Source organism: Myxococcus sp. CA023 (assembly GCF_010998615.1).
Classification (GTDB): domain Bacteria; phylum Myxococcota; class Myxococcia; order Myxococcales; family Myxococcaceae; genus Myxococcus.
Genome location: NZ_JAAEAH010000007.1, coordinates 111,120 through 133,712, shown reverse-complemented (window position 1 = coordinate 133,712; position 22,593 = coordinate 111,120). Strand labels below are relative to the sequence as shown.

Genomic DNA, 22,593 nt, shown 5'->3' with positions numbered 1-22,593 from the left:
GTGGCTAGCCTCCCCAGACGTTCTTGATGTCACCGGCGACGCCTTCGGAGCGCAGCTCGGGGATGAAGAAGGCGCGGGACGTCATGTTGGGAATTCGGACGGACGTCTCCACGGTGGTGCGGAAGAACATGTCCTCGGGATTCACGGGGTCCGCGTTGAAGAGCCTGCGGGCCTGGTTCTTTGTGCCGGAGGGCAGTTGGCGCACCGAGCGCACCGTGAGGCCCACGCCCACCGAGCGGATGTTGGCCGGGTTCATGTTGTAGCGGAGGGGCGCGTCGTACGGCGTGCTGTACGTGGGCGCGGGGACGTCGGCGTCGTACTTGGGCAGCACGACGGAGTCCTCGTCACCCAGCACCCAGGCCATGCCGCTGCCCACGGCGCCGTCGGGCGCGGGCAGGCCGGCGCAGCACGCGGAGTTCGCGGGCGGCCGGTTCATCTGGTAGCTGACCTGGAAGGACTCCACGTCCACGGCGATGGGGTCGAAGTCGGCGTTCTGCGCCCAGCCGTGCCTCACCACCAGGTACGGGCGGCCACCGTACGCCTCCACGCGCAGCCGCTTCTCATGCACCAGCATGACGAAGGGCCTGCGGCCGGTGTCCGTCATGCAGGCCCTGGGCACATCGCCCGGGCGGCCCGCGGCGAGCGCGGTGTCCAGCGAGGCGGCGGTGCCGTCCGCGGGCACGTCCGCCGTCAGCCGCCCGAGGAAGTAGTCCTGACCGCCCGGACAGGCGATGAGCACGGCCTGCCCCTGGCGCAGCGGCTGGCCGAAGGTCGCGGCGGGCTCCAGCGCCAACTGGAAGGGCTCCGCTCCGGTGTTGGCGAGCTGGCCGCGGCGCAGGAACATCGGGTCGCGGTAGCGGAAGGCCAGGTCGTCGGTGACGAAGTTGCCCCAGTCCTCCACTTCCTGCGTGTAGTTGTCCTTGCGGGTCTCCGGCAGGCCCGTCGTGTCGAAGTCGAAGGCGATGGCCGGGTCCAGACCGTAGCCCGCGTAGCGCAGGGTGCGGTTGAGGTAGTCGGAGCCCACGCGGCTGCCTTCGACTGCCGTCTTGGAGATGGTGTTGTTCTGGAAGATGTTGTTGACGGCGATGATGGTCCCCGCCACCGCCAGCAGCACCACCGAGGAGACGGTGATGCCGACCAGCAACTCGATGAGCGTGAAGCCGCGGCGCGCGTGCGTCCTGGGTGTGTTCACAGCTCCACCCCCGCGCCGTTCTCCGTCGGGTTGTAGAGCGCGACGAACTGCTTGACGTAGCGGCGCTGGCCGGCGCTGCGGAAGGACACCACCACCGCGACAGAGTCGATGGCCTGCGCCGGCGTCCACACGAGGACGCGGCGGTAGTGTTCACTCTCCTCCGGCGAGTAACCCGGCACCACGCGGAGCAGCGGGTCTCCGGCCGCGGTCTCGAAGGCGTCCAGGTCCACGACGCAGGCGTCGGGCAGGGTGGAGAGGCCGCCGGCCAGCTCGAGCGTCTCCGCGGCGCCGGCGCAGCGCGCGCTGGACAGCGGCCCGGTGTCCGCGAAGAGGCGGGAGCGCCCCTGGAGCTGGATGCCGGAGCGCACCTGCGAGGCGATGGCGCTGGCCTGCGACAGGCGGTTGGCGGCGGCGTTCTGCTGGCTGGCGAAGATGAGCCCGCCGAAGACGCCGCTGATGCCCATGGCGAGGATGGCGGCGGCCGCCATGCCTTCGATGAGCGTGGCGCCGCGCATGTGGGCGCGGCGGGATGCGGGATTCAGGCGCCTCATCGGTTGACCCTCATGTCGACGAAGCCAACGGGCGCGGAGACGGCGAAGAGGTATTCGCGCTGCCCGTCGGTGGAGAGAAGTGCCAGCGACGCGGCCCGATTCACGGTGCCGTTGCCGGCGGGGATGACTGGCTGGCCCGCGCCGTCCACGAAGCGCGCGGAGCCGTCACCGCGGAAGACGATGGCGCCCCGCCGCGGCGCGCCGCTGCAGAAGCTGCAGTCCGTGGCGGCCAGTCCTTCGAAGATGCCGGTCCACGCCAGGTTGCCGCTGGCTCCGAAGCGCACGGTGCGCTGCGAGTAGCGGTCCAGGTACATGGCGTCCATCAACCGGCCCTGGTCCGCGGAGGGCTGGATGTCCAGCGGGGGCGAGAAGGTGCCGAAGCTCAGCTGTCCGCCGGCGCCCGCAGCGTCTCCGAAGTTGCGCAGGCGGTCCTCCAGCAGGAACCAGGCGCCATGGCCCGCGCCGGCCTGACCCTCCGGATTGATGTCCGGGTAGATGATGAGCCACACGTCGGCCTGACGGTCCACGGCGCGGGCCCGGGCCTCGGCGAGCGCGCCGGACAGGTCGGCGGCCGCGTTCTGCGGACCCGCCCTCGCGCTGAGCTGCGCGTAGCCCGCGTAGGCCAGCGCGGCCAGCACCGCGATGATGGCGAGGACGATGCTGACCTCCAGCAGCGTCATTCCGCGTGCGTCGCGCCGGCTCACTTGGCGACCTCCACGCGCACGCTCAGGGGCTGCCGGGTGCCCTGGCGCCACACGAGCACCTCGGACACGCCCAGGCTCAGCCCCTGGACCATGATTTGATTCGGCTCACCGAGCGACGCCTCGACCACCGCGGAGGCCTGGACCCTCACGCGCTCGGCGTTCTCCACGATGAACTGCGTCTGATGAAGGGGCTCCACCCGCACCACCAGGCCGGACGGCTGCGCGTTCTTCGCCTCGACGGCGTAGTCCGGCTCGGGGGCGGTGGCGGCGTCCTGGGCCCACGCGGCGGAGGCGGCCAGCGTCAGGGCCAGGGGTGCCCACAGCTTCCAGCGGGGCGCGCGGGAACGGTGCTTCTGGGAAGGCGTCGGAAAAATCGTGAGCAAGGGCATGGGGGAATGTCCTGCGGGCACAATGACCCCTGGGGGCTGGGGCAAGGGAGACACGCGGGTGTCTCTGCACACCCCGTGCCTCCCCGCCTGGTGAGCCAAGCCCCCGACATTCCACGGCCAATTCCCAGGAGGAGGTCCCTATGAGCAGCAAGCGACCTTGCAATGTCTGCGAGCCCGCAAACTTTAGGCGCACCCTGACTGTCCGATGACAGGGTGACTGGAGTCTGAATGGACCCTGGGTTACCAGCCAGATTTGCTGTTTCTCAGGGCCTTCTTTTCGGAGGTGCGCTTCTTGCCTTCCAGGCGCCGCCGCTTGGAGCCGGCGGTGGGCTTGGTGGCTCGCCGCACCTTGGGCACGAAGGTGAGGACCTTGAGTCCCTCGCGCAGCCGCTCCAGCGCCACGCCCTTGTTCTGCACCTGGCTGCGGCGCTCGGTGGCGCTGACGGACAGCTCGGTGGGGGCATGGGTGAGGCGCACGCCGCTGGCAGTGGTGTTGCGGTGCTGGCCCCCCGGGCCCGAGGCGATGAAGTAGTCCACCTCACACGCCTTCAGGAGGGACTCGTCGTCCAGCTTGAGGGCGTCCAGCGCGGCCTGCCGGCGGGTGGGTGAAATGCTCATGGCTGTCTTCAAGGTATCCCTCCCAGGCCCCTTCGTGCATCGCTGTCGTGCGTGCAGGCCCCGGCGCTGGACGGGGCCCCGCCGTCCGTCTGACGGGGGATTTCAGGTTGGCCGGGGTGGGCTCTCAAATTGATTCGGGCATGAGGCGGCTCCGGGACGAAGCTCCCTGATTCCAGCGGGGTGGCTCATGCTCCGTAGGCTGCTCTGGAGGGTCGCGGCGTGCGCTTCGCGTGGCGGTGCTAGCGCACGTTGATGGTGGTGCCCGTGCTGGCCTGCCGTCCGTCCTCACTGGTGGCGATGATGGAGGCGGCGACGGGCACGCGGGTCATGCCGCGGTCGGTGTCGATGTAGGGCTCCACGAACGTCTGGTCCGCGGGGATGGTGACCGTGGGCATGCTGATGCGGCGGGTGGGCGATTCCAGGGCGACGGTGACGGGGCCGGTGAAGCCCTCCGCCCGCGTCACGGTGATGCGCACCTTCTCGTTCTGACCGGCGAAGAGGTCCAGTTGGCGCGGCTCGATGGTGACAGAGAAGTCCGGCTGGGCCACGGGCGGCGGAAGGATGACGAGGAAGATGTTGGCGCTGGCCGCGAACGTCTCCGTGGCGTTGGTGGCCATCAGCAAGGCGCGCATCATGCCCCGGGCCTGCGTGTCCTGCGCCACCGAGTAGGTGGCTGTCGCGGTGACGGCGGCCTCGCCTTCGGGCAGGACGATTTCCGGAGCGAGCGTCACGCCCTCGGGCGCATTCTGGAGGTTGATGCGGAACGCGCTCTGGTCGTCGCCCTCGCGCCGCACGGTGATGTCCACCGGAAGGCTCTCACCTGGAATGGCGGTGAGGGTGTCGGGGATGTCAAAGGCGATGCGGAAGAAGGGCCCGTCGCTGCCGCAGGACAAAGCGAGCGCGCTGCCGACGAGGAACAGGCCCCCGATGAGGGACCGGCGGAGGGATGGGGTCATGTTCTTGAATCTCCTGGTGCGTGCCAGCATCCGTCCACCGTGGCACCTGGGCAAGCCGCTCCAGAGCAGGCGGGCTCAGCGGAACAGCGCACGGGCCACTTCATAGGCGCCCACGTGCGCATCAATCGTGGCGGGCAGGGGAGCGCTTGACCGCCGCCCTGGGACAGCGCGCCGAGGTGGCGGGTGCATCCGGCGGCGCGTGTGAGAAATCGACCGGGGGCGTAGACCCGGGGGCGAAGTCGTTCGTTTCGAACCTCGCTGTCGTCCTTCCCCTTGGAGAACGCCATGGACCGCAAGTCCCTGTCGCGCGCCGCGCTGTCGGCCGCGCTCGTCACCGCTCTGTCCGCTGCCCTGTCCCTGGCCGAGGAGAGCCCGATTCTCAAGCCCGTGGAGAAGCCCGCGCCCGCCAAGACGGCGACGCCGGCCGCTCAGGCGAAGCCCGCTCCGAACCAGAAGCCCGCGCAGCCTGCGCCGTCCCAGCAGCAGCAGGTCCCCGCCGCCGCCCGGCCGGAGATTGAAGTGGTATTCGTGCTGGATACGACGGGCTCGATGAGCGGGCTGCTGGAGGGGGCGAAGCGGAAGATCTACTCCATCGCCTCGCGCATCGCGCAGGGCCGTCCGACGCCGCACCTGAAGGTGGGGCTGGTGGCCTACCGCGACGTGGGCGACGACTACGTCACGAAGCGCTTCGACCTGAGCGACGACCTGGACACGGTGTTCGCCAACCTGCGCAAGTTCGAGGCGGGTGGCGGCGGGGATACGCCCGAGCACGTGGGGCGCGGGCTGGGCGAGGCCGTGTCCAAGCTGTCCTGGAGCAAGAACCGCGAGGTGATGAAGGCCATCTTCCTGGTGGGGGACGCGCCCCCGGCGCAGCGCAACGACGACTGGGACTTCAAGCACTGGGCGAAGAAGGCCCGGGAGAAGCACATCGTCGTGAATACCGTGCGGTGCGGCGGGGATGCCGAGACGGAGGCGTCGTGGCGGTTCGTGGCGAAGCTGACGGACGGCACCTTCGACTCCATTGACCAGGGCGGTGGCATGGTCGCCGTCGCCACGCCGTATGACGCGGAGCTGGCGAAGGTGAACGCGGAGCTGGCCACCAAGACGCTCTACACGGGCCGCAGGGAGGTCCAGGCGGAGAACATGGCGCGCGCCGCTTCCATGGGGGCGCTGGCGCCGGAGGCTGCGGCCGAGCGCATCAGCTACATGAAGAAGACGCGCGGCGGTGGGGCCGCGGGAGCCCCCGCGAGCAGCGCGCCCAAGGCGGTGGGCGGCGCGGTGGACCTGGTGGAGGCGCCGTCCGCGCTGGATGGCGTGAAAGCGGACGAGCTCCCCTCCGAACTCAAGGGCATGTCCAAGGAGGCGCAGGTCGCGAAGGTGAAGGCGCTCTCCGAGGAGAAGAAGGCGCTGGAGAAGAAGGCGGAGACGCTGGCCGCGGAGCGCGAGGCGTGGCTGACGAAGAACGCTCCCGAGAAGGAGGACGCCTTCGACGCCAACGTGATGAAGGGCGTGAAGGCGCAGGCCGCCCGCTACAACATCGCCTACTGAGCGTCAGCGAAGCGGGGGACAGGAAGCCGCGGGCGCGCTTGGAGGCGTCCGCGGCTTTCGCGTGTCAGGCGTGGGCGCGCAGGAACTCCAGCAGCGCCGGATTGACGGCTTCCGGGTGCGTCATGTTCGCCGCGTGCGCGGCGCCGGGAACCGGGACGAAGCGCACGCTGCCGGGCAGCGTCTGGTGCAGGTGCTCGCCATGGGCCGGAGGCATGCCGTGGTCCTCCAGCCCGTGGAAGACGATGGCGGGGCAGCGAATCTCCGTCAGCCGTCCGGAGATGTCGTCCCGGTCGATGAGCGAGCGGATGGCGTTGGCGAAGTGTCCGCCGGGGATTTGCCGCCAGCGCGGCAGCCAGGTGTCGAAGTAGCGCGTGTCCCCGATGATGGCCTGCGCCAGCCCCTGCACCAGCGGGTCGATGGGGCCCTGCGTCTCCCAGATGTCGGCGGACTGCTGGTAGGCGGCCCGGGTGGGCGCGTCGTCGTTGGTGCCCCGGGTGCTCATCAACACCAGCGCCCGGACGCGCTCGGGGTGCTTCAGCGCCACGCGCAGCGCGCTGTAGCCTCCCTGGGACATGCCGCCCACGACGGCTCGCTCGATGCCCAGGTGGTCCAGCAGCGCCACGCAGTCCGTGGCGGAGTCCCACGGCGTGAAGGGCTTGCCGTCCCAGCGTGTCTGCCCGAAGCCGCGGGCATCCCAGCGGATGACGCGGAACTCGGGAGCGAGCGCCGCCACCTGCGCGTCGAACATCCGGTGGTCCATGAGGAAACCATGGCCCAGGATGATGGGCCGGCCGTTTCCACCGGAGTCCTCGAAGTAGATTCCCTGTCCATTCAGCTCGGCGATGGGCATGGCCCCTCCGTCTATCACCCCCGGGGAGGCCGCGCGCGCTACTCCCGCGTCACCGCCTGGAGCACCACTTCACGCCGCCGCTCCAGCAGCCGCAGCGCCAGGGGAAGCACCCCACGATACAGCGCCACGTTCAACGCGGCGGCCAGGAGAATCATCGCCGCCGTGTGCCACGTGGGCCCTTCCTTGCCCGCCAGCTTGAGCGCCCAGCCGAAGGGCATGCAGCCCGCGCTGGCCGCGAGGATGCCCAGCATGGAGGCCGTCAGCGGGACCTTGTCCCGCCGCTTGAGGCTCGCGTGGAACTTCACCGGGAAGTACAGCGACAGGAAGTTGCCCGCGGCCAGCAGCATGGGCACCACGGCTCCCACGGCCGCCATGGCGCACAGCATGTCCAGCCCGGTGCCGAAGCCGAAGTACACCCGGTAGAAGAGCGCCACCATCGCCGCCATCCCGAGCGCCGCCGCGCCCTGCACTTGATTCTTCGCGCGCAGCACGTCCGCCAGGTCCAGGGGCGCCGCCAGGAAGGCCGCGAAGCCCTGTCCGTCGTACGCGAAGGTGTTCTGGGAGAACGTGGACGCAATCACCACCGCGCCGTAGATGCACAGGCCCCCCATCAGCCACGCATCCGCCGAGCCGCCCAGGAGGAACACGAACAAGTCCCTTCCGGACAGCAGCTTCAGCAGGATGGCCAGGATGAAGGGCACCGACGCCAGCAGCCGCGCGCGCGGGTTGCGCCATAGGTCCAGGGCCTCGCGCGTCACCAGCGTGGTGTAGCGAGTCCGCGTGGTGGCGAACGGGTTGCTATCACCCGAGTCCTTGCTCGAGCCCCCCGCGCGGCCCGCCTGCCGGTGGAAGCGCATCAGCAGCGCGTAGGCCACCGCCATGCCCACGCCCGCGAAGAAGAGCAGCGCCGCCGCCTCGAGCATGGCCACCCGGGGCCGGTGCCAGGCGAGCTGCGCCAGCGCGTCTCCGAAGAGACCCGGGGGCACGCGGCCCAGCGCCACCGCCGCGTTGATGATGAGGGACATGTCCAGCGCGTCCACGCCCGCCTCGCCCACCGCCGTCAGCCACGAGGTGTCGATGGGCGGAATGAACGACGCGCCCAGGAGGAAGAGCGCCAGTCCTCCGCCCATGATTTCCGCGCTGTGCTTCTCCCGCAGCACGTTGATGACGGCGTACAGCGCCACCCGGCTCCACGCCGCGCACAGGAACGCGAAGAGGACGTAGAGCACCACCGCCATCCACGGCATGTGCAGCACGTAGATGGACGCGAAGCCCAGCGCGGCCCCGGTGAGCGGGGCGTAGAAGACGAGCGCGCGCGGCTCGAAGAGGCTGGCCACCGTGGACGCGATGAGCAGCCGGAAGGGGGAGATGGGGAAGGCGGCGTAGCGGCTCAGTTCGGAGTGGTCATCCACACCCGCGGACAACAGCGGCCACGTCACCCACACCGAGAAGGTGACGAAGCACAGCAGGTTGAGGATGAAGTAGGGCCACACGTCGCTCTCCGCGATGGGCCGCAGCCGCATCAGCGCGAAGAACGTCAGGCCCAGGAAGAGGCCCGGCGCGCTCGACGCGGCGAAGGCGGCCACCGCGAGCAGCCGGCTGCGTCCGGGGCCCTGATTCAACCCGATGTCGAAGCGCAGCCCCCACAGCAGCCACAGGTGCCGGAAGAAGCCGGGCACGGCGGGGCGGCTCATGCGGTCTCCTGGCGCAGCGGCGTCACGGACGCGGGCGCCTCACCGTAGAAAGACAGGCGCGCGTTGCGCGAGGCCGGCACGGAGATGAGCTTCTCGAACACCGCCTCCAGCGACGGGCACTCGTAACGCGACAGCAGCGAGCCCACCGGACCCTGGTCCAGCATGCGTCCGCCGCGGATGATGCCCGCGTGCGTGGCCAGCCGCTCGGCGATCTCCAGCACGTGCGTGGTGAGCAGCAGCGTCACCCCTCGGCGGCTCAGCTCGCGCAGGAGCTCGCGGATGACGCCGGCGGCCAGCACGTCGATGCCCTCGAAGGGCTCGTCCAGCAGCACCAGCTCCGGCGCGTGGATCAGTGCCGCGGCGATGGCGAGCCTCCGGCGCATGCCCTTGGAGTACTCCGCCACCAGCGCGCCGGCCTTGTAGGTGAGCTCCGTCAGCTCCAGCAGCTCGGTGGCGCGCGCGGCGGCCTCGTCGCCGTCCAGCCCGTACATGCGCGCGCAGAAGGTGAGGTACTGCCGGCCGGTGAGCCGCTCGAAGAGGCTCAGTTCCTCCGGCACCACGCCGACGCGGCGCTTCACTTCCATGGGCCTGGCCACCGCATCCACCCCGAGCATGCGGATGGAGCCCGCGTCGGGACCGTACACCCCTGTCAGCAAGGCGATGCTGGTGGACTTCCCGGCCCCGTTGGGGCCCAGGTACGCGTAGAAGGCGCCGCGGGGAATCTGCAGGTCCAGGCCGTTGAGCGCGCTGAAGCCGCCAAAGCGCTTCTGCAGTCCGCGAGCGTCGACCGCCAGGTCATCAGTGGGAGAGGGCATCATGGAATGTCCTCCATCTCACCCGAGCCCGGCACTGGGGGACAATCCCCACCCGTCAACAGGGGGATGCCCGCTGGCTCCTACGGTGCTGTCTCAGTGGACGAGCGACATCTCCGGCGGACCGGCAATCTGCTGCACCGTCATCCGCACCTTGTCCAGGTCCACGGGCTTGGAGATGTAGCCCGCGGCGCCCACGAGCTCGGCCTCCCATTCGAAGCCGTAGCCGGAGATGATGATGATGGGCAGACCCCGCGCACGGGGCATCTTCTTGAGTGCGTCGAGCAATCCCCAACCGCTCATGACTGGCATCCGCAAGTCGAGCAGCACGGCGGAGGGCATGTCTCCCTCCAGCAGGTCCAGCGCCTCACGACCGTTGGCCGCTTGAACCGTGGGATAGCCCATTTCCTCGAGTGCATCGCAGATGAGCGTGCGGTGGCTCGCGTCGTCATCGACGACCAGGATGTGGGACATGGCAGGGCCTCGGAAGCTGCGGCTGGGTGTGTCGCCGCGAAATTCTATGGGCAGGATGATGGGAACTCCTCTTCCATTCCGGAAGGGGCCCCGATGCTTTTCAACAGCGAACGGCCCGTGAGGACGAGGCATGCATCCGGGGCCGGATGTCCACGGGACTCACGCCCCGTAAAGCTGGAGTGCATTCTGCCCCAGGATGCCCGCGAGTACCGCGTCATCCAGCTTCATCCCCAGCATCGTCCGCAGCTCACGGTCCCATGCGTAGGGGATGTTGGGAAAGTCCGTGCCGTAGAGGATGCGCTCGGGCCGGACCTCCAGCGCGCGGCGGGGGATGGGAACGGGGAAGTACCCGGCCAGGGCCATGGTGGTGTCCAGCCAGAGGTTATCGTGCCGCTCGAGCAGCCGCGCATAGGCGTCGAACTCGTCCGCGCCCAGGTGGGGCACGCACAGCTTCAGCGTGGGATGGTCCTTCAGCACGCGCTCCACCCGCTCCGCGGCGCAGAGCGCGTAGGTGTCGCAGCGGTAGTGGGGACTGGAGGGCTCCCGTCCCGCGTGCATGACGAGCGGACGGCCCGCCTTCGCGCACGCGGCATACACCTCGTGAAGGTGCGGCGCGTCAGGAGAGAAGCATTGGACGTGGCAATGAATCTTCACCCCACGCAGGCCCGCGTCGAACGCCTCTTCCAACACGGCCGTGGCATCGGGTTCGCCCGGGAGCACGGTGGCGAGCCCCAGCACACGAGGCTCTTCCCGGGCCACCTCCGCCACGTAGGCGTTGAGCGCGCGGGCCATGCCTGGCCGGTGGGCGTAATGCAGCGCCACCACCCGGTGGACACCTCGCGACAGGAGGAAGGACACGACCTGCCGCGTGTGCAGCTTGTAGCGGATGGGCCAGCCGTACTGGTCGAACCAGCGCCACACCGCGTCGAACACCCGGTCCGGGAAGAGGTGGACGTGCGCGTCCACCACGGGAGGCAGTCCTTCGGGCAGGCGAGGGCCCTCCGTGTCCTGGAGGGCGGGCATGGGCATGCGGATGCCGGCGTCCCGCCACGTGGGCGCGGAGGCCAGGCAGGGGACGGGCACGTCAGCGTCGGAGTCGGTGGCCATGGCGAGCCACCCGTCTACGTCTTCTTGACGGTGTCGTCCTCGTCGTCGCCGTCGGTCCGTCGCAGGTAGGTGTTGTGCGGATACCCCTGGCGGGACAGGCGCTGCGCCTCGATGGCGTCCGCGACCTTGGCGCAGACCTGGCCCAGCATGCGCAGCGACTCGGCGAGGAGCCGCTCGGCATGGTCCTGCGCGTCGGCAGCCTGGATGGTGGTGCGCTCTTTGCGGAACAGCCCGGGCAGCTTCATCTCCCCCAAATCATAGGTGACGCACTGCTCCCGTGCCACCGCCCCGCGAGGCCGGCCTTAACCACGTTGACGGCCCGTCCAATTTACATTTTTGAGCAGTTGCCCCGGCTCCTCGCCTGGATGCCTGCCAAATGTGCTTGTAACCCCTTGGACTTCTAGGGTTTTGACGAATTTTCAAGCGGGGGGATGACACGGAGTTAATCCGGCCCTACATTGGGTTCCGTTGGATTTACGGCAGAGGAGCTGCGCATGGCTTACGACGGCGAGCTGGTGAAGATGGAGAACGGTCGCTGGGCGCGGTTCCAGCGGTGCCAAGTGTACCGCCCGGGCGTCGAGGACGCGGGCGAGACGATGCTGCTGATCGCCGTGGAGCTTGAGGAGCGCTATCAGCGCCAGCTCGACGAGGCGGCTGACTCCCTGGCTCAGTACCGCTATCAGGGCGTCCCCGTGCAGGTCCGTTTCGATTCGGGTTCCCAGGGCATCACCCTGCAGCCCGAGCAGACGGTGGCCGCACCCGTGGTGCACTGAGCGCTGACGCCGCGTGAGCGGAGTGTCAACGGGTTGACGGATTCACAACACAAGGGGCCTCGCGATTCACATCGCGGGGCCCTTGGTTTTTACAGGCCCTGACGAGCAGCGTCAGGCGTCGTCCAGCCAACGGGTATACGCCTCGAAGCCGTAGTCCCTGCCCAGGAATGACCGGACCAGGTCCGCCGCGTCACGGGAGCCGCCCGGACCCAGCACGGTGTCCCGGTAGCGCTGGGCGGTGGAGGTGTCCATCAGCCCGTGCTCCAGGAACGGAGTGAGCAGGTCCCGGGCGATGACGAGCGACCAGAGGTAGGCGTAGTACGCGGAGGAGTAGTAGCCGTCGAGTTGGACGAAGGAGAGATGGGCGTAGGTGTCGTCCACTGCGGGGAAGGGCATGTAGCGCTCCTGGAGCGTGTTCACCCGCGCGGTGGTGTCAACGCCGGCGGGGTCGCTCGCGTGGAGCTGGAGGCTGACGGCCGCGTAGAAGAGCTGTTGGCGCAGCCACAGTCCCTTGCCGAAGGCGTCCGCGCGCCGCATCCGGAGGATGGTCTCCGTGGGCAGCGGCTCGCCGGTGACGACGTGCCGGGCGAACGTCTGGAGTGACTCCGGGCGCCAGGCCCACTCCTCCATCACCTGGGCGGGGGCCTCCACGAAGTCGCGCTCCGTGCGCGAGCCGGACAGGCCGGCCCAGCGTGCCCGGCCGCCGAGGACGTGGTGCAGCAGGTGGCCGAACTCGTGGAAGAACGTCTGCACCTGGGAGTGCTGGAGCAGCGCGGGGTGGGCGCCGGGACGCGGGAAGTTGCCTGTCAGCACGCCCTCGGGAAGCGTCCTCCCCGCGCGGCCGGTGGCCAGGTCCCACTGCGCCGGATGGGCGTACTTGTTCGGGCGTGGGTGCATGTCCAGGTAGAAGCGCCCCAGGCGCGTGGAGCCCTCGTAGATGTCCCAGGCCTCGATGTCTGGGTGCCACACCTGCGCATCCCGGACGCGGCGGTAGGTGAGCCCGAAGAGCCGCGAGGTGATGTCCAGCACGCCCTGCTTCACCCGCGTGTATTCGAAGTAGGGCCGCAGCTCGCGCGAGTCGAAGTGGTAGCGCTCCGCGCGCACCTGTTCCTTGAGGTACGTCTGCTCCCACGGCTCCACGCGGGACGCGCCGGGCACGTCGCGCCGCTTGCGCTCCAGCAGCGCGGCGTAGTCGTCCTGCACGCGCGTGGTGGTGGCGGTGGCGAGCTGTTCGATGAAGTCCTCGGCCACGTGCTGGTGCCGGACCATCTTGTCCTCGGACGCGTAGGCGGCCCAGCTCGGATAGCCCAGGAGCGTGGCCAGGTCGTGACGCGTCTGGAGCAGGCGTGACAGCGTCTCCAGGTTGCGGGGATGGCCGCGCTGCTGGCCCGCGCGCCAGAGCGCCTCGCGGGCGCTGCTGTCGCGCGCGTACGTCAGGACGGGCAGGGCGTCGGAGGCGTCGGTGGTGACGCGCACCCGGCCGTCGGGCCCGGGCGGATGGTCCCGGATGTAATCGTCGGGAAGGCCCTCCAGCGCTTCGGGTGCCACGTCCACGTGCCGGACGTCTTCGCGGATGTGCTGGCTGAACGTCTGTCCCAGCCGGGTGAGGGCGTCGTTCAGCTCGCGCAGCCGCGCGCGGGTGGCCGCGTCCCGGTTCACCCCCGCGCGCCGGAAGTTCCGCAGCACCAGGTCCACCCATCGCTGGGTGGCGGTGTCCTGCCCGCTCAGGTCCAGCGCGGCCAGGGCTGCGTAGACGTGGGGGTTGAGCGACACGTCCGTGCGCATGCCGTCCGCGGCCTGGGCGCAGCGCGCCGCCGCCGCGCGGAACGCGGCGTCCGGGTGGGTGTTGGCACCGATGCCCGCGCGGCCGTTGGCATCATCCAGCAACGCGATGGCGTCGTCGTAGGCAGTGAGGGCCGACTCCACGTTCCGGGGCTCGGGCAGTGACAGCAAGGCGTTGATGCGCGCCGAGGCCCGTTGCACGTCGCACAGGCAGGCCGCCAGGAAGCGCCCGGGTGTGGCGGTCAGTTGGCGGCCCGCGTCAGGCTCCAGGGCGCGCGGCGCGGAAGGCACCGGCGTTTCGGTGGATGACGCAGGGCGCTGAGCGGAAGACGGGCCAGCGCAGCCCGCGAGCGCGAGGCTGACGACGAAGACGACCAAGCGGTGCAAATGCCACTCCCAGCGCGGGTGAGGGGGCAACGTGCGGGGGACCGGCCTATTTCCGCTGCGTGCTCCTGATGGGAATGACGAAGAGCGCGCCGTTTCATCGAAAGATTCCGCCACGGAGGATGGCGGACCCGGGTCAACGGGCGCTGGCCACGGTGGCGGAGCTGCGCCGCGCGAGCGTCAGCCGCCCACCTGGAAGAAGCGGGCGGCGTTCTCGTGGGTGATGCGGCGGACGATGCGCTGGGACAGGCTGGCCTTGGCCAGCAGGTTGGCGGCGCGCGCCAGGCCGAGGATGTCCCCGGCTCCGTCACCCGCGTCGGAGTTGAGCATCAGCCGCTCACTGCCCAGCCGCCGCACCAGCACCACCGCGCGCTCGGCCTTGAGCGCCTCGGGGTGCAGCGTCAGCCCGGCCCAGTGGCCCACCTCCAGGATGGTGCGCACCGTCCGGGCGTTGGCGTGGTCCACCAGCGCGCGCGAGGGCAGCAGGCCCGACTGCCGCAGGAGCGTGAGGATGCGCCGCGTGTGACGCTCCTTGTCCGTGGTGGGGGTGTGCACCACCACGCGCAATTTGAGGCTGCGGGCCAGCGCGAGCTGCTCCAGGAATGCTTCTTCTTCCTCCTCGCCGCCCGTGTGCAGGCCCGTCTCGCCCAGGGCCACCACGCGCCCGCCCTGGAAGTAGTCAGGCAGCGCGGACAGCACCTCGCTCAAGCCGCGCCGGGGGATGCAGCGTGGGTGGACGCCCAGGGCCGCGTACGCGCGGATGCCCAGGCGCTCCAACCGGGGAAGCTGGCGTTCCACCAGGTCATCGAAGTGCCGCAGCAGCGCCTTGGACGTGGGCTCCGGGAAGTGGTGTGCCACCACCAACGCCCGCTCCACGCCGAAGAAGCGCATGGACTCCAGATCCTGGTCGCTCAGGCTCTCCGGGTGGAGGTGGGCGTCGAAGATGGGCGGTGGGGTGGGCACTGCTCAATCCTGTCCCAGGGCGGCGCCCTCGTTGCGCGGGTCGCTCGCGGAGAAGCGCAGCCCCGTCTTCGGGTCGCTGTAGACGGCCTCCGCGTCGCCCCACTGCTCCACGCGGCGCACCTTGTGGCCCTTGGCCTCCAGCACGGACAGCGTCGCCGGCTCCAGGCCCCACTTGTCCACCCACAGCTCGTCGGGCAGGTACTGGTGATGCACGCGGCCTTCATTCACCGCGCGCGCCACGTCCATGCCGTGGTCCACCACGTTGCTGATGACCTGGATGACGGTGGTGGGGATGGTGGAGCCGCCAGGGCTGCCCACCGCGAGCATGACGCGCCGGGGGTCTTCCTTGGAGAACACCAGCGTGGGGGCCATGGAGGACAGCGGCACCTTGCCCGGTGCGATGGCGTTGGGCTCGCCCGTCACCAGTCCGTACGCGTTGGGCACGCCCGGCTGCGCGGCGAAGTCATCCATCTCATCGTTGAGCAGCACGCCGGTACCCTTGGCCACCACGCACGAGCCGAAGCCGTAGTTCACCGTGGTCGTCATCGCCACCGCGTTGCCGTCCTTGTCGATGACGGAGATGTGCGTGGTGTTCTTCTTCTCCGGTTCGGGCGTCAGTGTGGTGGGCTCTTCCGTCAGCGTGGAGCCCCGCACGCCTTCCTTCGGCGCCAGCAGCGACGCGCTGGCCGTGGCCTTCTTCGGGTCGATGGAGCCCGCCAGGTCCGCGACGTGGCCGGGCGACACCAGCCGCGCCAGGGGCACGTCCACGAAGGCCGGGTCCCCCAGGTACTTCGCGCGGTCCACATAGGCCCGCCGCACGGCTTCCGCGTAGAGGTGCAGCGCCTCCGCGTCGCGGAACGTCACCCCCTGGGGGCGCAGTTGCTCCATCGCGGTCAGCACCTGGATGACGGCCACGCCCCCCGCGCTCGGCGGCGGCATGGTGAGGATGCGGTGGCCGCGGTACGTGCCCTCCAGGGGCGTGGCGCTGCGCGTCTTGTAGGCCGCGAGGTCCTCCTGGGTGAGGATGCCGCCGCCAGCCTGGACCGACGTGGCGATGGCCTTCGCCACCGGCCCCGCATAGAAGGCCTTGGCGCCCCCCTTCGCGATGGAGGACAGCGTGCGCGCCAGGTCGGGCTGGCGGATGACGTGCCCCACGGGCGGGGCTTCCCACTGGCCCTGGGCGTTCTTCACCAGGAACACGCGTGAGGCCTCCGCGTCCCGGCTCAGACAGGCCAGCCGGCCCTCCGCCATGGTGCGGTAGCGCGGCGTCACCCACATGCCCTTGCGCGCCGCCGCGATGGCCGGAGCCAGCACCACCGCCGGCTTCAGCTTCCCGTGCGCCTTGAGCAACTCCAGGTAGCCCGCGACGGCGCCCGGCACCGCCACACTCAGCGCGCCGTCCGTGGACAGGCCCGGCACCACTTTGCCGTCCTTCACGTACATGTCGCGCGTGGCCGCCTTGGGGGCCACCTCGCGGAAATCCAGCACCTTCGTGTCGCCGCTCTTGGCGTCGTGCACCAGCGCGAAGCCGCCGCCACCAACGCCGGAGTGGTAGGGACCCACCACCGCCGCCACGAAGGCCGCCGCCACCGCCGCGTCCGTGGCGTTGCCGCCCTTCTCCAACATCTCCAACGCCGCCGCGCTCGCCTGCGGGTAGGCCGTGGCCACCGCGCCGCCCCGGTAGGGCCGCGCCGCCTGCGCCACACACGCCACCATCATCACCGCGGCCAGCAGCCCTCGCTTCAGCACCGCACCGCGGAAGCTCGTGTCCTTCACGGGTTCAGCCCTCCTCGCGCTGTCTGAACAGTCCATCGCTGGCTTTCGTCCTGGGTGGTGTGTTACCCGGGCGACAAAAGCCTACCCTCCAGTCCGGCGACGCCAGGGGACCAGACGGACTACATGTGTCCCGGTATGCACGAACCGTATGGTCAGGACCAGGATTTCAACCTGACAACATTTTTCCTCTTGGATTGTTCTCCGGCGGCGTGCATCCTGGTCCCATCATGAATCGCGTCCGGGGGAGCGTATGAGCACGCAAGCCATACCCGAGAAAAAGGCCCTACCTGGCGCCGCGCCCACCGCGGCCGAGGTGACGGTCTTCTTGAAGCCCAGCTTCGGCATCACGATTCAGCGCAACACCCTGTGCGTCTCGGTCAGTGCGAAGGCACGGCCGGTGGACACCGTCACGCCTTCTGATCCACGCGCGGTTGACGACTCGATTGGCTGTCCCTAATTCTCCGCCGCATGAGCGTTCTGGCGGCGGTGGTGCTGTGCGCGGGCAAGGGCACGCGGATGAAGTCGGAGAAGGCGAAGGTCCTTCACCCCATCCTCGGTCGGCCCCTTTGCGCGTATCCCCTCAAGCGGGCCCTTGAACTGGGCGCCACGTCGGTGGTCCCCGTGGTGGGCCATCAGGCGGAAGCGGTGGAGAAGGCCGTCCGAGGCCTCTTCCCGGATGCCCCCCTGCGCTTCGCGCTCCAGCGCGAGCAGCGCGGGACGGCGGACGCGGTGCGCTCCGCCGAGGAGGCCCTGAAGGGGTACTCCGGGCGGGTCCTCATTCTTTACGGTGATGTGCCGCTGCTGCGCCGCGAGACGCTGGACGCGCTGCTGGCCGCCCATGACCAGGCGGGCGGCAAGCTGGCCATGGTGTCCACCACCCTGGAGGACCCCACGGGCTACGGCCGGGTCATCCGCGACGGTGGCAAGGTGACGCGCATCGTGGAGCACAAGGACTGCACCCCGGAGCAGCGCGCGGTGCGCGAGTGCAACGCCGGAATCTACTCCGTGGACGCGGACTTCCTCTGGAAGGCGCTGGCTGAAATCAAGCCGCAGAACGCCCAGGGTGAATACTACCTCACCGACCTGGTGGAGATGGCCGCGAAGCAGGGCCCGGTGGGCTCTGTGGAGGCGGACGCCACGGAGACGGCCGGCGTGAATGACCGGGTGGAGCTGGCCGCCCGCGCGCGCGTGCTGCAGCAGCGCATCAACGAAGCGCACATGCGCGCCGGCGTCTCGCTGCAGGACCCCGCCACCGCCTACATCGAGGAAGGCGTCACCGTCGGGCCCGACACCGAAATCGGTCCCTCCGTCACGCTGGCCGCCGGCACCGTGGTGGGCAAGGGCTGCACCATTGGCCAGGGCAGCGTGCTGCATGCCTCCACCGTGGCGGACGGCACCATCATCAAGCCCTACTCCGTGCTGGAAGAGGCCCGGGTGGGGGAGCGCAACGTCATTGGCCCCTTCTCGAGGCTGCGCCCCGGGACGGAGCTGGCCGAGGACGTGCATCTGGGCAACTTCGTGGAGACGAAGAAGGCCCGCATCGGAAAAGGTTCGAAGGCCAGCCATCTCACGTACCTGGGGGACGCTGTCATTGGCTCAGGGTGCAACGTGGGGGCGGGCACCATCACCTGTAACTATGACGGGGTGAACAAGCACCTGACTGAACTGGGTGATGGTGTGTTCATCGGCTCCGACACCCAGCTCGTCGCGCCCGTGAAGGTCGGCGACGGCTCGTATGTCGGCGCGGGCACCACGGTGACGAAAAATGTGCCTCCTGGGAGCCTCGCTGTGTCCCGGACGCCACAGGTGACCAAGGAGGGTTGGGTGGCCACCAAGAAGGCGCGGCAGGCGAAGGCCCGGGTGGGATAGGCGGCGCGGCTCTTGCTTGGGTACCAGGCAGAGCGCTGCCCGGCAGGGATGTAGGGGAGTCCCGCGGATTGCTCCGGCGGGCGTGGGCGTGAGAGAGAGGTGCAACTATGTGCGGGATTGTTGGTTACGTCGGTGACAAGGAATCAGCCCCCATCCTGGTGTCGGGCCTGAAGCGGCTCGAATACCGTGGCTATGACTCGGCGGGCGTTGCGGTACTGAATCAGCGCAAGCTCAACGTCGTGCGGGCCACGGGCAAGCTCCGCAACCTGGAAAACCGGGTGGTGGCGGACCAGCCACCGGGCACCATCGGCATCGGGCACACCCGCTGGGCGACCCACGGGCGTCCCTCCGACGAGAACGCGCATCCGCACACGTACAAGGACGTGGCGGTGGTGCACAACGGCATCATCGAGAACCACCTGTCGCTCAAGGAGCAGCTGCGCTCGCGTGGGCACGTCTTCTCCTCGGAGACGGACTCGGAGGTGTTCGCGCACCTCATCTCCGAAGAGCTGGAGCGCGGCCTGGAGCTGCCGGACGCGGTGCGCGCGGCCATTGCCCAGGTGAAGGGCACCTACGCGCTGGCCGTGCTGACGGCCAGCGACCCCAGCCGCATCGTCTGCACCAAGGACGCCTCGCCCATGGTGCTGGGCCTGGGCCAGGGGCAGAACTTCCTGGCCAGCGACGTGCCGGCGCTGCTCGAGCACACGCGCGACTTCGTCTACATGGAAGAGGGTGACCTGGCCGTCATCACCGCGGCGGCCGTGGACATCTTCAACCGCCAGGGCCAGAAGGTGAACCGGCCCACCCGCCGCATCGACTGGACGCCGATGATGGCGGAGAAGGGTGGCCACAAGCACTTCATGCACAAGGAAATCTGGGAGCAGCCCCGCGCCGTCGCGGACACGCTGCGCGGCCGGATGCTCCTGTCGGAAGGCGACGTCCACTTCGAGGGCTGGAACCTGTCGGCGGAGAAGGTCCGCTCGCTGACCAAGATCACCATCCTCGCGTGCGGCACGTCGTGGCACTCCGGTGTCGCGGGCAAGCACATGATTGAGTCGCTGGCGCGCCTGCCGGTCGAGGTGGAGCTGGCGAGCGAGTTCCGCTACCGCGACCCCATCGTCGACAGCACGCACCTGGCCATCGCCATCAGCCAGTCGGGCGAGACGGCGGACACGCTGGCGGCCTTCAAGGAGGCCAAGGCCCGCGGCGCCACGGCCATGGCCATCTGCAACGTCATTGGCAGCGCGATGACGCGCGAGGCCGACTTCTCCGTGCTCACCAACGCGGGCCCTGAGATTGGCGTGGCGTCCACCAAGGCGTTCACCACGCAGCTGGTGGCCTTGTACCTGCTGGCCGTCAAGCTGGGCCGCATGCGTGGCACCCTGTCCGTGCCGGCGGCACAGGAGCACCTGACGCAGCTGACGAAGGTGCCGAAGATGATTGAGGACGTCCTCAAGTGCGAGCCGGCCGTGACGCGCGTGTCGCGTGAGTACATGGACTCGCAGGACTTCCTCTTCCTCGGCCGCGGCCCCATGCACCCGGTGGCGCTGGAGGGCGCGCTCAAGCTGAAGGAAATCTCGTACATCCACGCGGAGGGCTACGCGGGCGGTGAGATGAAGCACGGCCCCATCGCGCTCATCGACGAGAAGATGCCGGTGGTGGTCATCGCGCCGAAGCAGCCGCACGTCGCGTACGAGAAGATCATCGGCAACATCGAGGAGGTCCGCGCGCGCGGTGGCAAGGTGATTGCCATCATCGACGAGGACGACGAGCACGTGGCCACGCTGGCCGACCAGGTCATCCGGATTCCGGCGGCCTGCGCGCTGCTGGCGCCGGTGGTGGCCACCATCCCCCTGCAGCTGCTCGCCTACCACGTGGCGGACCTGCGCGGGAACGACGTGGACCAGCCGCGCAACCTGGCCAAGAGCGTGACGGTGGAGTAGCCGCCGCGCGTCTTCGGACCTGAAGCGCCAGAAGCCCGGGCTCCCGCGAAGGGGGCTCGGGCTTCGTCGTTTCCACGCGAGGGGCTTCAGTCCTCCCGCTCCAGCTCGCCCGTTGCCCGGTGAATGTTGCGGGGGCACGTCGCTTTGAACCTCGCGGGGGGCCGTGGCTACAGTTTCCTCCGTGCCCGACGCGCCTCGCATACGTCCGCCCACGCAGCGGCCCATGGAGGGCGAGGACGAGGCGCCACCGGGGGAGGTCGCGCCGTGGGAGGCGCCGCCCGAGCCCGTGTCGCTGGAAGCCACTCCGGTTCTTCTGCTCCGGGGTACGCCCACGCCGCCGTTGGACCTCCCCCTGCCGGTGCTGGTGCTGACCGAGCAGGCCCGGCGGGTGCCGGAGGCGGAGCGTCCCCTGGTGGCGGCGCGGCTGAACCTCCAACTGGCCCGGATGGCCAGGACGGGCGGAGACCGGCTGGTGGCGGACACCTTCCTGCGGCTGTTGGAGAGCGGGCGGCTCACCGGACTGGTGGATGCGAAGGGACGCACCTGCCGCGCGGCCGCGGTGGAGGCCCTGCTGTCCCTGGGCTTCCCCTACGCCCTGGAAGTCCAGCCCGAGGACCTGGAGCACCTGCGCGCCAACACCCAGCAGCGGAAGGCGCAGCGCCTGAAGCCAGGTACGTGCATGGCGGTGTTGGTGGGAGGCATCGGGGCGCAAGTCGTCCATGAAGCGCTGTTCCCCAAAGGGGACGCCAGCCTGCTCACCTCCCAACTGGGGCTGTCCCTGCTGGCGGTGGCCGCCTTGTGGCTTGCTCCGCCCCGGACGCCCGTGTACCGCGTGGGGATGGTGATGCTGACCCTGGTTTCCCTGGCCGGGGCGGTGCTGGCGGTCCTGGGCCTGGCGCACACGGGGCTGTGGGTGGGATTGGCGGGGCTGGTGGCCGCCTTCCTGGCTGCCCTCCGCGAGGGCTGACCGACAGGATGCAGCACGGATGTCAGAGGGGTGGACTAGGGTCTACCCATCGCGTACTAAAAGCGCGTTCAGGTGAGCCGGGGTGGCTCGCCAATACAAGGAGCTACGAGCAATGGCCGTGAATCAGGAGAAGGAAAAGGCGATCGAACTGGCGATGTCCGCGGTGGAGCGCCAGTTCGGCAAGGGGTCCATCATGCGGCTCGGCAACGACGAGCCGCTGATGCGAGACGTTCAGGCCATCCCGACGGGCTCCATCTCGCTGGACATCGCCCTGGGCGTGGGTGGCGTGCCCAAGGGCCGCATCATCGAAATCTTCGGGCCGGAGTCGTCCGGTAAGACGACGCTGTGTCTCCACATCGTCGCCGAAGCGCAGAAGCGCGGCGGCATCTGCGGCTACGTGGACGCGGAGCACGCGCTGGACGTGGGCTACGCGCGCAAGCTGGGCGTACGTACCGATGACCTGCTGCTGAGCCAGCCGGACACCGGTGAGCAGGCGCTGGAAATCGCGGAGATGCTGGTGCGCTCGGGCGCCATCGACGTGCTGGTGGTGGACTCGGTGGCCGCGCTCGTGCCGAAGGCGGAACTCGAGGGTGAGATGGGCGACGCGCACATGGGTGTGCAGGCCCGCCTCATGAGCCAGGCGCTCCGCAAGCTGACGGGCACCATCTCCAAGAGCCAGACGTGCGTCATCTTCATCAACCAGATTCGCATGAAGATTGGCGTGATGTTCGGCAACCCGGAGACGACGACGGGCGGTAACGCGCTGAAGTTCTACGCGTCGCAGCGCCTGGACATCCGCCGCATCGGCGCCATCAAGAATGGCGACAACGTGGTGGGCAGCCGCACCCGCGTGAAGGTGGTGAAGAACAAGGTTGCGCCGCCGTTCAAGGAAGTCGAGTTCGACATCATGTACGGCACGGGCATCTCCCGTGAGGGCGACCTCATCGACCTCGCCTCCAACGAGAACATCGTGGAGAAGAGCGGCAGCTGGTTCTCCTTCAATGGTGAGCGCATCGGCCAGGGCCGGGAGAACGTGAAGGACTACCTGCGCGAGCACCCGGAGATCGCGAAGGACATCGAAGGCCGCGTGCTGGAGAAGTACGGCATCGGCAAGTCGGGTGCGCCCGTCGCCGCGGCGCCGGACGAGTCCGCGCCGGCCGAGGGTGGCAGCGAGAAGCGCGGCCGCGTGAAGGCCGTGAAGTAGTCCGGTCTCCGGGGCGCTTTCCCCGGATGGTGGCGAT

Annotated in this window: 22 protein-coding genes; 7 read left to right on the top strand and 15 right to left on the bottom strand. The window is 69.3% G+C overall.

The window, feature by feature from the left end; translation table 11 throughout:
* Positions 1-4: 4 nt before the first annotated feature.
* The 6 genes from F8M74_RS04675 to F8M74_RS04650 form a co-directional block, all read right to left on the bottom strand.
* Positions 5-1,192, bottom strand: coding sequence for a PilW family protein (locus F8M74_RS04675; protein ID WP_141253514.1), 1,188 nt, complete (start codon positions 1,190-1,192; stop codon positions 5-7).
* The gene (locus F8M74_RS04670) at positions 1,189-1,743 is read right to left on the bottom strand and encodes a prepilin cleavage protein (protein ID WP_141253513.1); all 555 of its coding nucleotides are present in this window, start codon (positions 1,741-1,743) and stop codon (positions 1,189-1,191) included. The genes F8M74_RS04675 and F8M74_RS04670 overlap by 4 nt, the downstream gene beginning before the upstream one ends.
* On the bottom strand, positions 1,740-2,447 hold the full coding sequence (locus F8M74_RS04665) for a prepilin-type N-terminal cleavage/methylation domain-containing protein (RefSeq protein ID WP_140853270.1): 708 nt from the start codon (positions 2,445-2,447) through the stop codon (positions 1,740-1,742). Before F8M74_RS04665 ends, F8M74_RS04670 begins: the two co-directional genes overlap by 4 nt.
* Positions 2,444-2,836, bottom strand: a complete 393-nt coding sequence (locus F8M74_RS04660; RefSeq protein WP_141253512.1) for a pilus assembly protein N-terminal domain-containing protein — start codon at positions 2,834-2,836, stop codon at positions 2,444-2,446. Before F8M74_RS04660 ends, F8M74_RS04665 begins: the two co-directional genes overlap by 4 nt.
* 240 nt (positions 2,837-3,076) lie before the next feature.
* Positions 3,077-3,454, bottom strand: a complete 378-nt coding sequence (locus tag F8M74_RS04655) for a peptide chain release factor-like protein (protein ID WP_026113834.1) — start codon at positions 3,452-3,454, stop codon at positions 3,077-3,079.
* 239 nt (positions 3,455-3,693) lie between these two features.
* Positions 3,694-4,410 carry a hypothetical protein gene (locus F8M74_RS04650; protein WP_228559541.1) on the bottom strand — a complete coding sequence of 239 codons (717 nt, stop codon included), beginning with the start codon at positions 4,408-4,410 and terminating at the stop codon, positions 3,694-3,696.
* A gap of 285 nt (positions 4,411-4,695) precedes the next feature.
* Between F8M74_RS04650 and F8M74_RS04645 the strand changes: the two genes are divergently transcribed.
* Complete coding sequence (locus F8M74_RS04645) at positions 4,696-5,958, top strand: vWA domain-containing protein (RefSeq protein ID WP_163884331.1); 1,263 nt, start codon at positions 4,696-4,698, stop codon at positions 5,956-5,958.
* Between the two features lie 64 nt (positions 5,959-6,022).
* On the opposite strand, the gene F8M74_RS04640 is transcribed toward F8M74_RS04645, so the two are convergent.
* The 6 genes from F8M74_RS04640 to F8M74_RS04615 form a co-directional block, all read right to left on the bottom strand.
* Positions 6,023-6,808: an alpha/beta fold hydrolase gene (locus tag F8M74_RS04640; protein ID WP_141253509.1), complete on the bottom strand. Its 786-nt coding sequence runs from the start codon at positions 6,806-6,808 to the stop codon at positions 6,023-6,025.
* A 38-nt stretch (positions 6,809-6,846) separates the two neighbouring features.
* Positions 6,847-8,502: a hypothetical protein gene (locus F8M74_RS04635; protein WP_141253508.1), complete on the bottom strand. Its 1,656-nt coding sequence runs from the start codon at positions 8,500-8,502 to the stop codon at positions 6,847-6,849.
* Positions 8,499-9,320 (bottom strand): ABC transporter ATP-binding protein, encoded by an 822-nt coding sequence (locus F8M74_RS04630; RefSeq protein ID WP_020477755.1) that lies wholly within the window; start codon positions 9,318-9,320, stop codon positions 8,499-8,501. The genes F8M74_RS04635 and F8M74_RS04630 overlap by 4 nt, the downstream gene beginning before the upstream one ends.
* Before the next feature lie 90 nt (positions 9,321-9,410).
* Complete coding sequence (locus F8M74_RS04625) at positions 9,411-9,788, bottom strand: response regulator (RefSeq protein ID WP_011551495.1); 378 nt, start codon at positions 9,786-9,788, stop codon at positions 9,411-9,413.
* 159 nt (positions 9,789-9,947) lie between these two features.
* Positions 9,948-10,895, bottom strand: coding sequence for an amidohydrolase family protein (locus F8M74_RS04620; RefSeq protein ID WP_141253507.1), 948 nt, complete (start codon positions 10,893-10,895; stop codon positions 9,948-9,950).
* Between the two features lie 14 nt (positions 10,896-10,909).
* Positions 10,910-11,140 (bottom strand): hypothetical protein, encoded by a 231-nt coding sequence (locus F8M74_RS04615; RefSeq protein WP_141253535.1) that lies wholly within the window; start codon positions 11,138-11,140, stop codon positions 10,910-10,912.
* A gap of 249 nt (positions 11,141-11,389) precedes the next feature.
* Here F8M74_RS04615 and F8M74_RS04610 point away from each other — a divergent pair, with 249 nt between their 5' ends.
* A complete protein-coding gene (locus F8M74_RS04610) occupies positions 11,390-11,668 on the top strand; it encodes a hypothetical protein (protein WP_141253506.1) in 279 nt (92 codons plus the stop codon).
* Positions 11,669-11,779: 111 nt separating this feature from the next.
* Here the strand turns inward: F8M74_RS04610 and F8M74_RS04605 are convergent, their stop codons facing one another.
* From F8M74_RS04605 to ggt, 3 genes are all read right to left on the bottom strand, one after another.
* Positions 11,780-13,837 (bottom strand): M3 family metallopeptidase, encoded by a 2,058-nt coding sequence (locus F8M74_RS04605; RefSeq protein WP_141253505.1) that lies wholly within the window; start codon positions 13,835-13,837, stop codon positions 11,780-11,782.
* A gap of 177 nt (positions 13,838-14,014) precedes the next feature.
* Entirely contained in the window at positions 14,015-14,797 is a 783-nt protein-coding gene (locus tag F8M74_RS04600; protein WP_141253504.1) for a TatD family hydrolase, read from the bottom strand.
* 3 nt (positions 14,798-14,800) lie between these two features.
* Positions 14,801-16,609 (bottom strand): gamma-glutamyltransferase, encoded by a 1,809-nt coding sequence (gene ggt / locus F8M74_RS04595; RefSeq protein WP_141253503.1) that lies wholly within the window; start codon positions 16,607-16,609, stop codon positions 14,801-14,803.
* A gap of 214 nt (positions 16,610-16,823) precedes the next feature.
* Here ggt and F8M74_RS04590 point away from each other — a divergent pair, with 214 nt between their 5' ends.
* The 5 genes from F8M74_RS04590 (at position 16,824) to recA (ending at position 22,556) form a co-directional block, all read left to right on the top strand.
* Positions 16,824-17,030 (top strand): hypothetical protein, encoded by a 207-nt coding sequence (locus tag F8M74_RS04590; RefSeq protein WP_011551501.1) that lies wholly within the window; start codon positions 16,824-16,826, stop codon positions 17,028-17,030.
* Between the two features lie 11 nt (positions 17,031-17,041).
* A complete protein-coding gene (glmU, locus tag F8M74_RS04585; protein WP_141253502.1) occupies positions 17,042-18,442 on the top strand; it encodes a bifunctional UDP-N-acetylglucosamine diphosphorylase/glucosamine-1-phosphate N-acetyltransferase GlmU in 1,401 nt (466 codons plus the stop codon).
* 107 nt (positions 18,443-18,549) lie between these two features.
* On the top strand, positions 18,550-20,385 hold the full coding sequence (glmS, locus tag F8M74_RS04580; protein ID WP_141253501.1) for a glutamine--fructose-6-phosphate transaminase (isomerizing): 1,836 nt from the start codon (positions 18,550-18,552) through the stop codon (positions 20,383-20,385).
* Positions 20,386-20,548: 163 nt separating this feature from the next.
* Positions 20,549-21,352 (top strand): hypothetical protein, encoded by an 804-nt coding sequence (locus tag F8M74_RS04575; RefSeq protein WP_141253500.1) that lies wholly within the window; start codon positions 20,549-20,551, stop codon positions 21,350-21,352.
* A gap of 112 nt (positions 21,353-21,464) precedes the next feature.
* On the top strand, positions 21,465-22,556 hold the full coding sequence (gene recA, locus F8M74_RS04570) for a recombinase RecA (protein WP_090484573.1): 1,092 nt from the start codon (positions 21,465-21,467) through the stop codon (positions 22,554-22,556).
* Positions 22,557-22,593: the final 37 nt, after the last annotated feature.